The organism is Candidatus Methylomirabilota bacterium (genome assembly GCA_027293415.1).
In the GTDB taxonomy this organism is placed as follows: Bacteria; Methylomirabilota; Methylomirabilia; order Methylomirabilales; family CSP1-5; genus CSP1-5.
Map to the genome: position 1 here is coordinate 1 of JAPUFX010000136.1, position 16381 is coordinate 16381.

Consider the following 16381-nt stretch of genomic DNA (forward strand, 5'->3'; position numbering starts at 1 on the left):
AAATAAACGGCCTTCAGCCTCACCAGATCGCCTCCATGGGCGTGAGCAGGACCTTTCAGAACCTTCTCTTGTGGAGACACATGACCGTCGTCGAGCACGTGAAGATGGCCCGCTACTCGAAGATTAGCTACGGATTGTTCGGGGCCTTCTTCGGTACACCTAAGCGCCAACGAGAAGAGGCAGAGATCGAAGAGAGAGCGTATACCCTGCTGGAAATGATGGGCATCCGCCACCTCTCGGATCAGGTTGTCCTCAACCTGCCATACGGTGCCCAGAGAAGGGTGGAGATGGCCCGGGCGCTGGCTACGGAACCCAAGATATTGTTGCTGGATGAGCCCACGGCAGGGATGAACCCGGAAGAGCTGGTTCAAATAATGGAGATCATCCGTCGGGCCCATGGTGAGTTGGGGCTGGCTATTCTCCTCATCGAGCACAGGATGAAGGTGGTCATGGAGCTCTGCGAGATCATTCAAACCCTTGACTTCGGTGAGGTCATCGCTGAGGGCACACCGAAAGAAATTCAAAACGATCCCAAGGTGATTGATGCCTATTTAGGCAAGGAGAGGCCGATCTGATGTTGTTGTCAGTGGAAAACCTGCGAGTTTCCTACGACAAGATTAAGGCCCTTCATGGTATAAGCTTCCAGATCGATGAGGGGGAGATCGTGTGCATCATCGGTGCCAATGGAGCGGGGAAGAGTACCACCTTGCGAGCGATTTCCCGCCTCGTCCCTGTCGAAGCAGGGACGAAAATGACCTACTTGGGACGGGACTTGCTCACATACCCTGCCGACAAGGTGGTCAGCGAGCTCGGCATCTCCCATGTCCCCGAAGGAAGACGTCTGTTCGACAACCTGACGGTCATGGAGAACCTCAGGCTCGCCACCTTTGCACGGAGGGACCGCAGAGCGATCGAGCAAGACCTGAACCGGGTATTCTCGATCTTCCCGCGGGTGAAAGAGCGGCTAAATCAGAAAGCCGGAACACTGAGCGGCGGCGAGCAGCAGATGCTAGCGGTCGGGCGGGCCTTTATGAGCGGCAGGAAAATCATGCTCCTGGATGAGCCCTCCATGGGCTTGGCTCCCTTATTGATGATGAGCGTGTTCGACTCACTTAAGGAAATCAATCAGGAAGGCACCACCATTCTTCTCGTCGAGCAAAATGCACGAATGGCGCTTCAGTTTGCCGGGCGAGGATATGTACTGGAGAACGGCAGGCTCGTGCTTGAGGGCCGGTCTGAAGAACTTCTCGCCAACCCCCAGGTCAAGAAAGCCTATCTCGGGGGCTAATTCATCTTTGGCGTTCGAGCCTCCCTCCCGTACCGGTGGGTCTGGTGCTTCGCCATCCTGGTCGGCGCCATCTTCTCGGGGGATGTCGCTGGGATCAAGTTCATCTGGGACATCGCGGACACGCTGAACGGAGCCATGGCGATCCCCAACCTGATCGGTCTGCTTGGGCTGAGCATGCTCCTGTTTCGTGAGACCCGCGAGTACAGGGCGGCCCCCGTGACCGAGTCGTAAGCGCTCAGGCTGGACTAATCCGGTTCCACTTTACACATTCACCGCATACAACGTGCTGGAGACGAGGGTTGTGGCGGGCCTGGACAAGGACAAAACCGCCCTCCCCCTGGCGACCCGAAGCTCCCGCTACGTTCCCCTGTTCCCGACCGCAGAAAGTGCATTGCAGACCAGGATCGGTGGGTACAAGTCCGACCGAGACCCAGGGACTCCGGCGGGGTGGTTCCTCTCGGGCCTTCGTGGCCCTTTTGAATCCTGCGACAAGGCGATTCCACAATTTTCCCAAGCGACAACTCTTCTAGTGCCGTTCCCACTTGATAAGCCGAATTTGAACGGCCTGCCATGTTGCAAGGGTCGTGAGCAAGCGCAGCGAGCAAGTTGGCACAAATGGTTGGACCGGCGCTAGGCCTCGAGATCGACCCACCGCAGAAGATCGTGAAGGAGGGTTCTCCCTTCTTGATGCCAGGTCAGGGGAGGTGCCTGCATCCTGCCAACAGGACAGATTCGGCCGACGCCCGCCTCACCTAGCTGAGCTGCAAGGACCTCGATTCGCTCCGGTGCCACCGCCACCCCTACGGCCTGAAGGTACGGTCGCCACGAGTCCAGGAGACCGCCGACCTCGGACAGGTCCGTGACGGGCTTGACCAGAACGGTGCGCTGTAGGCAAGAAGGGGTGAAGGTCTGGTCCTCCTCATAGATGACGGTCCAGTCGAGCCCCTGGCGACTCGTGAAGAGTGCAACCTCTTTTCCCACGAGCTCTTGGGCTTCGTACCCGGCTCGAAACCTTCGGACCGCTACAGCCTCCTCCACGGTGGGTGAGCCGGGAGGAAGACGCTCCGCCCACCGCTCCATGGCCGTAGCGAGAAGTCCAGCAAATTCCCGAGGGGTGGCCTCACCTCCCTCCTCCACGTAAAAGAGATGAGGCGAGAGGCATCCCCGTTGATCAAAGAGAGACGCATCATACGCAGTCCGTTCTGCCACCTCCTCCGCATTCGACAGGACCTCACGGCCGATCACTCCGAAACTCAACCGGTGACCGTGGCCAAAAAACCGGCCCCGGACTCGCCCCCGAAGCTCACGCATCGTCTGCTCGTTCCCGTAGGCGATAACCACCTCGGCACGATCAAAAGCGACCGCTTCCAGATCCTTGCGTCCACCACTCCACGAGAGGACGCACAAAGCCTCTCCGATCTCCGGATCTCGTTTGGCCACCGATGCAGCCCAGAGCGCAACAAACAACGGATCGGACGATGCGGTCTTCACGAGGCTCGCTGATCCGAGGATGGTGGCCGCGATCAGACCCGGTAGCCCGACCCCTGGGATGTTCCCTGCTAACACATGGGTAGTCAGCGACGGACTGTAGGCGCGTCCGAGATGTGACCCGACAGGGACAAATCCTTCTAGCACCTCTTCGCTGGCGACCTCCCGGCAGAGCGCGTCAAAAGCCTCTGCCGTGTATCCCTGAAGCAGCAGATCCAGACCGTGGACCACCATGGCTTGGGAATATCGGGTAATGGCGGGCAGTGCCACCTCAGCTGCCTGACGGAACGGATCGGTCCGTTCCTGCCACCGGGTGAAGACATCTGACAAGATCTCAGCGATCTCCCGCCCTTTCCGTTTAGCGATGCGCTCCCGGGCCACTTCTAAATGCCCGATCAGCTCGGCGAGCAGGCCGGGAGTCACCACGACAAGGTCCAAGGTCACCTCGCCATAAGAACGGGTCTCGACTTCAAATCCCGAGACCTTTGTAGGGAGATGGTACGCAGCAACTCTCATCGGTTTTCCTGCAACTCCTCTATCGTCAATGAGCAGCCTCGTGACTCGGCCCCAGGCGCTCGGCCCAGGATCTCAAACCCCTCTTCGATCTTGTAGCCGAGATCCTCGGTTTCCACCGCCATGACGGAGCCGCAATTCGCCAGATCATAGTGAGTGAGAAGTCCCACCTTTCCTTCCGGAAGTTCCTCAAGGGTCGCCGGGTCCACTATACGCGTCCGAACCCAGGGAGGGATCTGTTTGAACCGCGGCCGCGAGCGGCCTTGCACCCGATCACTCAACGTATTGTCGTAGAATTGCGAACCCATTTCGGTCATCCCGTACTCGTTGACGCAAAATGCCTGGGGAATTCCAAAGATCTTTTGGTAGAGGCGCAAGAGCTCTCCGCGCGAGACCTCGCGGGATCGCCCCTTGAAGCCCCCTGTATCCATCAGCCGGCTTCCATCAGGAAGCCGGAAGCTCGGACCATCCGCGAGACACACGTCGAGGACATGGACGAAGGCAAAAGAGCTGCCGAGCAGGCACACCGGCTCTTGGCGCGCCTCGATCTCTCCCAATGTCTGAAGCAGTCCGGGAATGTCTATTGCCTTGTCCCCAATAAAATATGTGCTCCCTTCCGATCCATAAGCCATGCGCACCACTTCCAGCATATGGGAGAGAGATGAGGTCGGGAGAAGGTCCGGAGAGGGCGCGAGGATGAGCATCCGAGGCCGTGCCCCATCCGGAAGAAGATGTGCGGAGAAATTCGTCAGAAGGGAGGTATCGTAGACCTCGAGCCAGGGAAAGCCGTGCCGTCCCCGTTTCTCCGAACTCTGACTCGTCCCGCTTGTCAAAAAGACCTGCTCAGGCGTGGCGCAGCTGAGGTCAAGGAGCTTGAAGGCACTCGTGGGGACTGCCGGAATCTCCTTCCATGAGGAAACCGTATCTGGCGTGATCCCTCGTCGGTCACAGAAGCGTTGATACGTGCTGTTCCGCTCATACTGAAATGCGAAGACCTCGAGGGCCAATCGACTGAAATCATCCTGTCTCGGCTCGCGTATGAAATTAAGGACCCGCTTAACCACGGGCTCTGTCACTGCCTCGTACCCTCCCGGAATAGCTGTCGGCCATCCGCCGTCAGCATGGAGATCCAAAGTCCGATTTGCGAAGTCCCTAAGGGTAAGGAGGGGAGTCCTCGGAGAATCATGGCGCCGCCGAGGGAGGTCCCTCCGAGCCCTTAGTCATCGGACTTCGGCGAGCTCAGTCGAGCCGTTATCTCTTTCGTGCGACCTTCAAGCTTTCCGCCAGGACCGCTACCGCTTGATCGCAGAGTTCCTGCGACACGACCAGGGGAGGTGCAACGCGGATTACCCCATCAGCGTTCAGGAAGTCTCCCAGTAAGAGTCCACGCTCTAACGTCAGGCGAAGAACTGCCCTGGTGAGGGACGGCTCCTCTAAGACCACCCCCAGGAGAAGCCCCATGCCGCGCACCCCCTCGACACCGGGAAGGGCAGAAATCGCGCGCCGCAGATACGCTCCCATGGCTTCCGCGTTTTTCATAAGCCCGTCCTGCTCAATGACGCGAAGCGCGGCCAATCCCGCAGCACAGGAAACAGGGTGTCCTCCAAAAGTGGTGACATGGGCAAAGGGAGGATCGATTGACAATGTGTGCATTAGCTCCGGGCGGCCGATGAAGACGCCCAGAGGCATCCCACCCCCCACCGCCTTTGCTAGGACCAGGCAATCCGGGATCACCCCCCAATGCTCGCACGCAAACCACCGTCCGGTGCGCCCAATTCCGGTCTGGACTTCGTCTAGGATCAACAGGGCTCCGACCTCCCGGCAACGGGCACTCAACGTGGGCAGAAAGTCAGGACCGGGAACCCGAATCCCGGCCTCTCCCTGAATCGGTTCCGCCACGACCCCCGCTACCTGTTTGTCGATAGCCCCAAAGGCGTCGGGGACGTCAAAAGGGAGGATGTGGACCTCGGGCAGCAGCGGCTCAAAGGGCTTTCGATCTCGTGGCTCGCCAGAAAGCGACAAAGCCCCGAGGGTATCTCCGTGGTATCCTCCAGCAAAAGCGATAATGCGGGGACGACCCGTCACCTTTCGGCAAAGCTTGAGCGCCCCCTCGATCGCCTCCGCTCCGCTGTTGCATAAAAAGGCCGTGGTGAGATCGCCGGGAGTGATCTCCGCCAGACGCTGAGCCATTGCCACCTGAACCTCTTGCACCATTTCGCCATAGACCATGACATGGAGGTGCCGCTCCACCTGGGCCCGAATCGCCCGCAGGACCTCCGGACAGCCATGGCCTACATTACTTACTGCGATACCAGAGATGAAATCGAGAATGCTCCGCCCCTCGGGCGTCCAGAGGAAGCAGCCCTCCGCGCGCTCGATGACCAGGCCGAGCGGTTCAACTGATGTGGGACAAAGGTAGCGAAGGAAGTCGTCGCACAGTTCTTGACCCATTTGTTAGGTCTTAGGTATTGGGTATTGGGTGTTAGGGTTTTGGATTCATCGGGTTATCTACTCCTGCCTCCCGTCTCCGGTCAACGGTCGTCGATCATCGGACATGGCTGCGGACTGCTGACAGCTTTCCAGCTGACCCAGGGCGAGGCGGATCTCTTGCTGAACGTCCGCGTCTTTCTCCTGTGCGAGGGCCTTTTCAAGACCGTGACGAGCGGATTCCCCCCTGATCTGTCCCAGCGCCCAGGCCGCATGACCTCGCACTACCGGCTCCGGGTCTTCCAAAAGCGCCTTCGTCAGAGCCGGGACCGCCTCCGCTCGCTGGAGATTCCCCAACGCGACAGCGACGTTTCGGAGCAGTCCCCGTCGCTTGGCCCGGAGAATGGGACTTCCTTTAAAACGACGCCGGAACTCCTCTTCGGTCAAGGCCAGGAGAGGAACCAGATCGGGACCGTGCTGCCCTTCCCGTGGCCAGAATCCTTCCTCAGAACTCGGTCGCGCCTTTTTATTGTAGGGACAGACATCCTGGCAAATGTCACAGCCGAAGATATGATCGCCGACCAAGGGGCGCATATCCCGGGGAATGCTCCCCTTGAGCTCGATGGTCAGATACGAGATACACCGTCGGCTGTCCAGGAGATAGGGCCCGACCAGCGCCCCGGTAGGACATGCTTGGATGCACAGGTCGCACCCTCCGCACCGATCACGGATCGACCGGTCATACTCCAATTCAAGGCTCAGGAAGAGCTCTCCCAGGAAGAACCAGGACCCCCGGCGGGGATGGATGATGGTGGTATTCTTTCCGACCCAGCCGATCCCAGCCAACGCGCTAAAATCCCGCTCCAGCACCGGTCCAGTATCTACATATGCCCGCCCCTCGATCGACTCCCCCATCTCGTCCCGGATCTTCGCCAGAAGCTCACCCAGACGAGCCTCCATGATCTCGTGGTAGTCATCCCCCCAGGCGTAGCGAGAGATCCAACCCCGGAGCCCGTCTTCAGGCATGTCCTCCCGGTGAAGGGGAACGTAGTAGTTGAGGGCGACCGAGATGATCGATTTCGCCCAGGGGAGAAAGTCTCCTGGGTGGAGGCGCTTCCCCGCCCCTCGCTCCATGTACTCCATCTCTCCGGCGAAGCCTCGCCTCAACCATTCGGCGAAAGAAGCGCCGTGGGGTGGTTCAATGACCGGCGAGATCCCCACCAGGTCAAAACCGACCTCACGCGCAAGCTCCTTCACCCGCCGCGAAAGACGCCCTCCTGCTCGCCATATTCCCAAGAGATCCCTCTCTCCCATGACATCGTCAGTATGCCATAAGACGTCCCCCCGAAAAAGAAACTTGCGAGGGATCGGTCCTCATGCCCACAGCCCGAGCCCTTATTGCATGCGGCATTAGAGGATATTACCCTTTGGAGGAAATAGAGACGTATGCTACCCTTCCATGAGAGTCGAAGGGACATGCGCATGGATGGAACAAAGGTGCGAGAAGTCCTGGAGGCGGTAAGGGAGGGGAAGCTCTCCACCGAAGAGGCGGTAGACCGGTTGAAGCTTTTGCCGTATGAGGAGCTGGGCTTCGCCACGCTGGACAGCCACCGGAGTCTCCGCCAGGGCTTTCCCGAAGTCCTCTTCTGCCCCGGGAAGACCATCGACCAGATTGTCCACATCGCCGACCGGCTGCTGTGCCAGCACGGGTACCTCCTGGCCACGCGCGCGAGCGAAGAGATCTCTGACGCCATTGCTAAAATTGACGGGTCGGTCGAGTTCAATGCGCTTGCCCGCACCGTCGTCATCCGCCGAGAGCAAAGGCCACCGACGACAGGCGTGGTCCTGGTGATGACTGCCGGGACCGCCGACATCCCGGTGGCCGAGGAGGCGGTGGTGACCGCCGATTTCCTGGGGAGCCACGTCGAAAAGGTCTACGATGTGGGGGTGGCGGGACTGCACCGGTTACTTCACAAATGGGAGGAGCTTCAGAGGGCCCGGGTCCTCCTCGTGGTAGCGGGAATGGACGGGGTCCTCCCTAGCGTTGTGGGGGGAATGACATCGAAGCCACTCATCGCCGTTCCTACGAGCGTCGGGTATGGAGCCAGTTTCGGTGGACTCTCCGCCCTTCTGACCATGCTCAATTCCTGTGCGGCCGGAACGGCAGTGGTCAACATTGACAACGGCTTCGGCGCCGGTGTGCTCGCTCACCGGATCAACCTCCTCGGAGAACACGGCTAGAATGCTGGAATGCTAGGAGGCTAGGACGTTTGCAAGCTCGGAAGTTAGAAACTGCAGTCTTCATTAACGGGAGAGACAGATCGTGCTCCTTGGTTTTCTAAGCGCCCACGCTCCCGAATTCCAGCGTCCTAGCGTCCCAGCCTCCTAGCTTTCAAGCGATTAATTATGCGAATTGCGTATTTCGATTGCTACAGTGGAATTAGCGGAGACATGATCCTGGGGGCGTTGGTGGATGCCGGACTGCCCCTCGAGGCGCTCCGATCCGAGATCGCAAAACTCAAACTCACCGGTGTCGATCTAAAAGCGGAGAAAGTCAAACGGGGCGGATTCGTCGGAACACGGGTCCAGGTGATCACGCCTCAGGAGCACCATTCCCATCGCCATCTTTCGGATATCCTCACACTCCTCGAAAAGACCGATCTGCCGGAGATAGTCCTTGCACGGGCCCGCCAGATTTTCACACAGCTGGGAGAGGCAGAGGCTGCCGTCCACGGGGTCCCCGTGGAGCGGATTCATTTCCATGAGATCGGAGCATTAGACACGATCGTGGACGTGACGGGGGCGATCGTCGGACTCAACGCCCTCGGGATCCGCGAGGTCTATGCCTCGGCCCTAAATTTGGGCGGAGGAAAGATCCACGCAGCCCATGGTGAGCTGCCGGTCCCGGCCCCCGGGACCGCCGGCATCCTTCGTGGCGTGCCTGTCTATGGGAGCCCGGTCGAAGCGGAATTGACGACCCCGACGGGGGCTGCCATCATTTCCACGGTTGCCAATGGCTTCGGGGTACTTCCTCCACTCCAAGTAGATCAGATCGGCTATGGGGCGGGAAGCCTGGACCTTCCGGGCCGGGCGAACCTGCTCCGGCTGATTGTGGGCGAAAGGATCGAAGACTTGGAAAGCGACGAAATCGCGCTCGTCGAGGCGAATATTGACGACATGAACCCCCAGCTTTACGAGCCACTGATGGAGGCTCTTTTTCGCGCCGGGGCCCTCGACGTCTTTCTCACCCCGGTGATCATGAAGAAGTCCCGCCCCGCTACAGTCGTCTCGGCCATCGTTCCGGCAGGACTCGAGGGGAGCATCGGACCGATCCTCCTCAGCTTCAGCAGCACCTTCGGCGTCCGCTCCAGGAGAATGCACCGCCAGATGCTTCCGCGGGAGGTCCTCGCAGTCCAGACCCGCTTTGGAGAAGTGCGGGTGAAGGTGGGCCGACTGCACGGTCGGCCAATCCACCTCGCTCCCGAATACGAAGATTGTCGGCGGCTGGCCGAGGCAGCAGGGACTGCAGCCGGCGAGATCATGGCGGCTGCGGTCGAGGCGGCCGGCGCCCTGTTGCCTCGCCTCAACGAGCAAGAGGCGTAAGAGTTACCCCCCATCTCCTTTCCCGCCCACCTGTGGGATCGACTGCCGGAGCTGATCCACCCCCCGGAGCAGAAGGTCGATGGCGTGCGGGTCGAGACGTTGACCTCCCAGGCGATAGGGATCGAGAAAATTTTCGAGCGAATGAGCGATCTGTGTCAGCTTGTCAAAGCCCATCGTGGTTGACATCCCTTTGATGGAGTGGGCTGACCGAAAGAGGCCATCAATCGCCTCTGCATCCTCAGGTTGGGCCTTCAACTGGAGCAAATGCTCATCCATCCGCTGCAGATGCTCTTGGGAGTCTTTCAGGAAGATATGCAGGTACTTGGTAAGATCCATCGGTTGAAGCCTCTGTCAGAGAGACGTATTGTCTTCCTCTGGGCTCGATCTTTACAGGGTTTTCTAGGCGTGTTATAATATGTAAGTACGCCGGGGTAAAGCGAATACGCTTGCCCCGATCGGTGCTGCGATTTTTGCAATTAACGTACCACCACCTATATAGGGGTGAAGAACGCCGGGGGCCACACCCCCAGTAGCTGATTGGATCTTTGGACGAAATAACATTTTTTCATCTGACCGGATTACTTCTTCTCCTTTCCCTGTCGGCTTTTTTCTCGGCCTCAGAGACTGCCTTCTTTTCCCTTAGCCGCCTCCGTCTTCAGCGCCTCTCTCAAGCCGATCCCAAGCGGGGAGGTTGGGTCCTCAAGCTCCTCGAACGACCCACCCAGGCCATCGTAACCATCCAGATCGGGAACGAATTGGTCAACGTCACCGCTTCGGTTGTCATGACTTCCCTCGTCCTGTACCTCTGGGGGGCGCAATACGCGTGGCTGTCGGTTCTCTTCATGCTGCCCCTGCTCCTGATCTTCGGGGAGCTCACTCCCAAGCGGGTCGCCTTGGCCTATGCGGACCGGGTCGCCCCCATCCTGGCCTACCCACTCTCCCTCTTCTCCCTGCTCATCACCCCCGTGCGGACCATCATAAAGAGGGTGGTGAATTTCTGCCTAAGGGTTCTTGGGGTTCCGGCCGCCCTCGGCCCGTCAGGGATTTCGGAAGACGACTTCAAGATGATCCTGGATGTCGGACGTGAGGAGGGGGTGGTGGAACCCACTGAGCACAAGATGATCAAGCGGGCCCTGGCGTTTGCGGAAGTACGGGTCCGCCAGGTGATGACACCGCGCAGCGACATGTTCTCCCTGGATGTCAACCTCTCCTTTGGTGAGGCGGTCGAAGGGACGAAGAAGGCCGCCCTTTCCCGAATTCCCATCTACCATGGAACCGTCGACCGCATCGTAGGGATTCTCCATGCGAAAGACCTCCTCGTGGCCAAGGCGGAGGGATCGCCCCCACCCACCTTGGGCTCCCTGCTCCACCCCCCTTTTTTCGTCCCGGAGACCATACGGATCGATACCCTGCTCAAGGAGTTCCAACGGCGCCGGCGGCATATGGCGATCGTGGTGAACGAGTACGGTGGCACCGCGGGACTCGTCACTCTCGAGGACCTCCTGGAAGAACTCGTCGGTGAGATTACTGACGAGTTCGATCAGCCCCTCTCCTCCGCAGCGGAAGAGCGCACGGTATGATTCTTGTCCTGTTCCTGACCATTCCATGCCTGCTCCTCCTCGAAGCCTTCTTTTCGGGCTCAGAGATGGCCCTCATCTCCTGTGACCGAATTAAGCTCAGACATCAAGCCCAATCGGGTTTGAAGCGGGCCCAGGTGGCGGAGCGACTGTTGAGCCGACCGGACCAATTCCTCGCGACAACATTGATCGGGACCAACCTTTGTGTGGTAACCAACTCGGCGGTTGCCGCCGTCCTCTGTCTGCTGCTCTTGGGAGAAGGCCGTGAGCTCTACGCAACCCTGCTGCTGAGTCCCTTCGTTGTCCTCCTCGGCGAGATGGTGCCCAAGGCCTACTTCCGCCACCATGCGGACCGCCTGACCCCCCTGCTGGCGCCAACGCTCACCCTCTGCCTCCGACTCTTCGCACCCCTGAGCAGTATCATCCGCCGTGCGTCCAACTTCCTTCTCACTCCTCTGCAGCTCTCTTCGGCGGAACGAGATCCCTATATCATCCGAGAGGAGCTCAAATTCCTGGTTCAGGAGGGAAATCACCAAGCCGAGCTCGACACCGAGGAGCGGCGGATGATCCACAAGATCATTGACTTCGGAGAGACCACCGTCGACGAGGCCATGATCCCTCTCATCGAGGTGGTGGCGCTTCCAGCCGGGGCGACGGTGGCCGAGGCCGTGGCGTCGGTTAGTGAGCACCACTTCTCTCGCATCCCTGTGTACGAGGAGCGGATCGACCAGATTGTAGGAATCGTCCACGCCTTCGATCTCCTCAGCGCGGACCCCCAAGCGTCGCTCGGCTCGCTGATGCGCCCCGCCTACTATGTTCCCGAGACAAAACTGGTCGACGATTTGCTTCAGGAGATGCAGCGGCGGCAGGTCCAGATGGCCATCGCGGTGGACGAGTACGGCGGGGTGGTGGGGATCGTGACGGTCGAGGACCTGCTGGAGGAGATCGTGGGAGAGATCGAAGATGAATACGACGAGGAGCCTCCTCCCTTCAGGCGTCTGCCCGACGGCTCCTACATGGTCGACGCACGCATGGAGGTGGACCTTTTCAACGAAGAGCTCGGGCTCAAGCTTCCTGAAGGAGAATACGAAACCTTGGGTGGGTTCCTTCTTTCCCTTTTCCAGAAGATTCCCGACCCGGGAGAGGAAATCCGGTATCGAAGCATTCGATTCCTGGTCACGGAGTCGGATAAGCGAAGTATTGTAAAGGTCAGGGTGCGTCTGGTCGAACGCCAGGATGCGGAGAGAAAACGGGCCTAACGAAAATGTTCAAACCCCCCCAGGAGCGGTTCCCGCTTTCCTCGTGGGCCGACGAGGAACAGGCCATTCTCTGCGGGGAGGACCTCCCCGATAGGGTGGGGCCGGGCAAAGCCGTTCCGTACCAGGATGTCTTGGATGCTCACCGGATCTGCCCCGCTGGTGAAAAGGAGTTCGAAGTCCTCACCGCCCCCCACGGCCAACGTGAGGGGGTCTAGCCCGAGTAGACGACATACCTGCTTTGTGTGAGAGTCCACCGGAATCCGATTCGCGTAAATCTGCGCTCCTACCCCACTCTCCTCCGTCAGCCGACTCAGATCAGAGGCTAGTCCGTCGCTCAAATCGATCATGGCCGAGGCGAATCTGGCCTCGGCAAGGATTCTCCCCTCGCGATAACGGGCGACGGGGTAGAGCTGGGCCTGGATCGTCTCCCAGAGGGCCTTCCGGGCCTGCAGTGAGACTTTTCTCCCTCGCCTCCTGCCCGTCATCCCGGAATGCGTAATCCTGTACCCTGCCTTTAGGGCGTGAAGCCCCGCTGCTGCCCTGCCCAGGGGACCTGTCACCCAGATGGTATCTCCGACTTTGCCCCCTGAACGACGCACGAGCCGCTCTGCCTCCCCCTCGCCGATCACGGTAAGACTAAGGACCAGGGAGGGGGCCTCCGAGATGTCCCCCCCCACGACCGTAACCCTGGCTGCCTCGGCCGTCTCCCATATTCCCCTGCTTAGCCCATCGACGCGCTGAAGCGGCATCTCTGGGGGGAGGGCCAAAGCGACCAGGGCGTATTTGGGGACAGCCCCCATGGCCCCCACGTCACTCAAGCTGACGGTAATTCCCTTTTGCCCGACCGCCTCAGGCGGGCACCACTCCCAGCGGAAATCCGTTCCCTCCACCAAGACATCCACAGTGACTACTACCGCTAAGCCGGGCGAAGTTCGGACGATGGAAGCATCATCGCCGATGCCTGCCAAGACGTCGGGGGGAAGGGGAGGAGTCCTCGCCCGGAGCCTCCTGAGGAGGCCGAGCTCTCCCAGCGTGCGGAGGGTGGGACCTCTTGTGCGTTTCATGGTCTCACTTTCGTAGGATCCATCTGGGGAGTATCACAGAGCTCATCCCTATTCGATCTATCACAGTTTCCCAGCTTTTCAAGAAAGAAAAGATTTGATTATGAGGGATCCCCCCTTCGTATTTTCCCCTTGACAACCACAACATATTGTAGGACGCTTACATCGCCCATACTGAATATTGTGGATAGCAGGATATAGCAAACTGCCTGTTTGCGTTTAACTCACCTAAAGCGCGGAGGGTTGCCTTATGCTCGTCGACCAATTGACCGCCTTTCAGGAGCAGAAGACCAAGGTCCGCAGGCAGGCCCTCGACAACCGCAACGCCCAGGAAAGCAAAGACGATCTAAGCATAAAGATCTGTGAGAAATTTGTCAGCCTCCCGGAATACAGCGCCGCCGAGACAGTCATGTATTACTTGGACGCCCGGTCTGAGGTCCGCACCCGACATTACATGCCAACCGCTCTGACCAGCGGCACACGCATTGTCGTCCCCTACTGCGTCGAGGACGTTTTGCATCTGTTTTGGCTGGAGAGCATGGATGAGCTGGCCATCGGTATGTGGAAGATTCTGGAACCGCTTGAGGAACTGCGACAGGTTCCGGAAAAAAAGATCGATGTCAGTGAGCTCGACCTGATCATGGTCCCGGGCGTCGCCTTTAACCGCCGCGGAGCACGGATGGGGCACGGGAAAGGCTACTACGATAAGCTGCTCGAAAATGCACGACCGTCTGCTTCCTTCGTCGCGCTGGCCTTCGAGTGCCAGATATTTCCCGAAATTCCGACCGCCCCCCACGACATCTTCATGGACAAAATCATCACCGAGGAAGCGGTCTATACCGGGAAAGGACGAACGATTCATGCTTAAGAACAGACAACTGCAAATCGATGACACGTATGCCGAGGCTTTTCGGAGTATCTACGCTGAATTTCTCATCACGGCCCGGAATCGCAAGTGGCTTGACCACGCCGTCTGTGCGGCGACGGGCAACGCCTCGAGCGCAATCCTGTGCGACTGTGAAGGGGGGATGGACCGCTACGTGGGACCGGGGGGTGACGAGTCCTTCCCGACGCCCGATGGACGTCCCGGTGCCATCGTGCACCTGCACGTTCCACGCTTTCGCAAGGACCGGATCGCCACGCTTGAGCGGGCGCTATTGGTGCGCATTAGCCAGAATGTCCTGACCTGCCCCACGGCATCCTGCTTCAATTTGCTGGAGACCGCTCCCTATTACAAGCTGGGCCGCAAGGTGGCCTATTTTGGCGATGGCCATCAGTTCCGTGACGACCGCTGGGGTCGACGCGTATGGGTGGTCCCGATCCTTGGTGGGGAATTCATCATCGACCGCCGCTTTGGCTACGCCGATGGCCTCATGGGGGGCAACCTGTGGTTCATGGGTCAGGATGAAGACTCGGCGCTCTTGGCAGCGGAACGGGCGCTGAACGCCGTTCAGGACGTGCCTGGGGTGATCACGCCTTTTCCAGGTGGCATTACCAGCAGCGGATCCAAGGCCGGGAGCAGGTATACCTTCAGCATCGCCAGCACCTACGAGAAATTCTGTCCCACATTGCAAGACAAGCTTGGCGAAAAACCAGGCCTACCCAAAGATGTCGCCTCAGTGATGGAGGTCATCATCAACGGCCGCGATTTGCCGACCATTGTCAAAGCCACCCAAGTAGCCATTGCAGCTTCAGTCGAGACCCCGGGGCTTGTCAAGATTTCTGCAGGCAATTATGCTGGAAGGCTGGGCAAGAACTTTATCTATCTTCACGCGGAAAGGCAACCCGCCGCCTGACCTCTCTGCAAAAAATAGATCCCTCCCCAATTCTCCACTGATCGTGCGCCCGGAGGGATTGGGCGTGGCCGCCGTGGACGTGCGGATGGTAGGAAACGCTCCAGGCTAAAGCCGATTTGAGCCGCTGAACCTACTCTTTTTTAGAATCTTGAGGGCAGCCTTTTGAACTGTGATGTCCGAGTCCTTGAGGAGGGGTTCAATCTCGCCTCTCAATGATTCCAGAACACTCTTGCCGACTTCTTCGGCCAGTCTTTTTAGTGCCAGTTCTCGAATCCGACCGTCTTTGTCCTTCAGGCATCTCCGGTACACCTCGAGGTCCTTTTGGACCTCGGTCATCGGTCTCAAACAGACCAGAACCTCAAAGCGGAGTTCGGGATCCTCGTGCTCCAAGTAGTTGAGATAGACCTCCCTGACTTCTTCTCCCTTGGAATAAAATCGCCAAAGGTTGAAGAGGATGCTCCTCTTTTGCTCTAAGGGACCATGTTCAAGTCGGTCCAAAAGCAGTCCCAAGATCCTATCGTCCCTCAGATTGCACAGGGCATTGACGGCTGTTTGCTGAATTCGAACCTCGCTCTCATAGAGCCGCTCGATCAAAGGAATCGCTGCCTGAAAATTTCCCTCCCATCCCAGTGCGAAGGTCGCATGAAGCCTCCGTTCCGCATCTGAGCTTTCGATCTCTTTCAGCAATCTGTCGCTGAGTGGCTGAGCGTCCTTTAAGAACGGACCGATCACACTCAACTGGATGGCGGCATCGTGGCGGACCTCTTCGTTTTCCGAAGGATCGGTCATCATATCGTACAGAGGCCAAACGATCTCCTCCTTGGCGAAGCTCCCGAGAACGACCATGATGCTGTGTTTCAGATCCCTGTCGGCGTACTTCATGGCCTTCAGAAGCAGAGGGATGGCCTGATCGGCTTCCACAGAGAATGATTCAAGGGATTCAACATATTTCTGGGCCTTCTCAAGAATACGCTCTTTCGGTTCAAATTCGATGACACGATTCTTTTTCATCGGGTTGGCCTAATGAGAACAATCGGGGAGAACAATCGGGGACAGACCACGATTTTGCCGCGTCAGGCGACCAAATCGGCAGAGGCCCGCTCGGTTTTCCTGCGCGGCCTCCCCGACTTCCCCGGCACTACCCGTCGCCCCAGCGCAGCGGTGACCTCAGAGTGTGACAGCAGCCAGTCTAGCACGAAACCGTGGTCTGTCCCCTGTTGTTGTTCCTCACCAGACTTGATTGGCCGCTGTCCCACCCCCTCGCATGTCGCGGTGAGGAGACTGGTGCGCCCACGCCGTGAGCCACACAGGGGTTGGCCCCGCATGGGAGCCAGAGGATCTGTGATCCCTGCCCTTGGACGCGGCGTGG

Annotated in this window: 17 protein-coding genes; 9 read left to right on the forward strand and 8 right to left on the reverse strand. The window is 58.9% G+C overall.

The genetic code is table 11. The features are described 5' to 3' along the window. The 3 genes from O6929_10075 to O6929_10085 form a co-directional block, all read left to right on the forward strand. Window positions 1-575 (forward strand): ATP-binding cassette domain-containing protein (locus tag O6929_10075; GenBank protein MCZ6480733.1); only part of this gene is annotated, 575 nt, incomplete at its 5' end. Further along, window positions 575-1288 (forward strand): ABC transporter ATP-binding protein, encoded by a 714-nt coding sequence (locus O6929_10080; GenBank protein ID MCZ6480734.1) that lies wholly within the window; start codon window positions 575-577, stop codon window positions 1286-1288. The genes O6929_10075 and O6929_10080, both read left to right, overlap by 1 nt. A 3-nt stretch (window positions 1289-1291) precedes the next feature. Then, the gene (locus tag O6929_10085) at window positions 1292-1519 is read left to right on the forward strand and encodes an alanine:cation symporter family protein (GenBank protein MCZ6480735.1); all 228 of its coding nucleotides are present in this window, start codon (window positions 1292-1294) and stop codon (window positions 1517-1519) included. Window positions 1520-1918: 399 nt separating this feature from the next. Here O6929_10085 and O6929_10090 read toward each other — a convergent pair whose 3' ends face one another. The 4 genes from O6929_10090 to queG all read right to left on the reverse strand — a co-directional run bounded on the left by O6929_10090 (window position 1919) and on the right by queG (window position 7012). Beyond that, entirely contained in the window at window positions 1919-3292 is a 1374-nt protein-coding gene (locus O6929_10090; GenBank protein ID MCZ6480736.1) for a hypothetical protein, read from the reverse strand. Continuing rightward, window positions 3289-4365 (reverse strand): long-chain fatty acid--CoA ligase, encoded by a 1077-nt coding sequence (locus O6929_10095; protein MCZ6480737.1) that lies wholly within the window; start codon window positions 4363-4365, stop codon window positions 3289-3291. The genes O6929_10090 and O6929_10095 overlap by 4 nt, the downstream gene beginning before the upstream one ends. 175 nt (window positions 4366-4540) lie before the next feature. After that, on the reverse strand, window positions 4541-5740 hold the full coding sequence (locus O6929_10100; GenBank protein ID MCZ6480738.1) for an aspartate aminotransferase family protein: 1200 nt from the start codon (window positions 5738-5740) through the stop codon (window positions 4541-4543). Between the two features lie 57 nt (window positions 5741-5797). Beyond that, window positions 5798-7012, reverse strand: a complete 1215-nt coding sequence (gene queG / locus O6929_10105) for a tRNA epoxyqueuosine(34) reductase QueG (protein MCZ6480739.1) — start codon at window positions 7010-7012, stop codon at window positions 5798-5800. 186 nt (window positions 7013-7198) lie between these two features. Here queG and larB point away from each other — a divergent pair, with 186 nt between their 5' ends. Together larB and larC are read left to right on the forward strand one after the other, a co-directional pair. Further along, window positions 7199-7957, forward strand: a complete 759-nt coding sequence (gene larB / locus O6929_10110; protein ID MCZ6480740.1) for a nickel pincer cofactor biosynthesis protein LarB — start codon at window positions 7199-7201, stop codon at window positions 7955-7957. A gap of 165 nt (window positions 7958-8122) precedes the next feature. After that, a complete protein-coding gene (gene larC, locus O6929_10115; protein ID MCZ6480741.1) occupies window positions 8123-9319 on the forward strand; it encodes a nickel pincer cofactor biosynthesis protein LarC in 1197 nt (398 codons plus the stop codon). A 3-nt stretch (window positions 9320-9322) separates the two neighbouring features. On the opposite strand, the gene O6929_10120 is transcribed toward larC, so the two are convergent. Continuing rightward, window positions 9323-9655 carry an Hpt domain-containing protein gene (locus O6929_10120; GenBank protein MCZ6480742.1) on the reverse strand — a complete coding sequence of 111 codons (333 nt, stop codon included), beginning with the start codon at window positions 9653-9655 and terminating at the stop codon, window positions 9323-9325. 209 nt (window positions 9656-9864) lie between these two features. Between O6929_10120 and O6929_10125 the strand changes: the two genes are divergently transcribed. Then, complete coding sequence (locus tag O6929_10125) at window positions 9865-10899, forward strand: hemolysin family protein (GenBank protein ID MCZ6480743.1); 1035 nt, start codon at window positions 9865-9867, stop codon at window positions 10897-10899. Next, entirely contained in the window at window positions 10896-12155 is a 1260-nt protein-coding gene (locus O6929_10130; protein MCZ6480744.1) for a hemolysin family protein, read from the forward strand. Before O6929_10125 ends, O6929_10130 begins: the two co-directional genes overlap by 4 nt. Here O6929_10130 and thiL read toward each other — a convergent pair. Beyond that, window positions 12152-13219, reverse strand: a complete 1068-nt coding sequence (thiL, locus tag O6929_10135) for a thiamine-phosphate kinase (protein MCZ6480745.1) — start codon at window positions 13217-13219, stop codon at window positions 12152-12154. The genes O6929_10130 and thiL overlap by 4 nt on opposite strands. A 247-nt stretch (window positions 13220-13466) precedes the next feature. Here thiL and O6929_10140 point away from each other — a divergent pair, with 247 nt between their 5' ends. Next, window positions 13467-14084, forward strand: coding sequence for a 5-formyltetrahydrofolate cyclo-ligase (locus O6929_10140; GenBank protein ID MCZ6480746.1), 618 nt, complete (start codon window positions 13467-13469; stop codon window positions 14082-14084). Further along, complete coding sequence (gene fhcD / locus O6929_10145) at window positions 14077-15012, forward strand: formylmethanofuran--tetrahydromethanopterin N-formyltransferase (protein MCZ6480747.1); 936 nt, start codon at window positions 14077-14079, stop codon at window positions 15010-15012. The genes O6929_10140 and fhcD overlap by 8 nt, the downstream gene beginning before the upstream one ends. Window positions 15013-15117: 105 nt before the next feature. On the opposite strand, the gene O6929_10150 is transcribed toward fhcD, so the two are convergent. Together O6929_10150 and O6929_10155 are read right to left on the reverse strand one after the other, a co-directional pair. Beyond that, window positions 15118-16023 carry a hypothetical protein gene (locus O6929_10150; GenBank protein ID MCZ6480748.1) on the reverse strand — a complete coding sequence of 302 codons (906 nt, stop codon included), beginning with the start codon at window positions 16021-16023 and terminating at the stop codon, window positions 15118-15120. 62 nt (window positions 16024-16085) lie between these two features. Continuing rightward, window positions 16086-16381, reverse strand: a 296-nt coding sequence (locus O6929_10155; protein ID MCZ6480749.1) for a hypothetical protein, incomplete at its 5' end; no start/stop codon positions are given.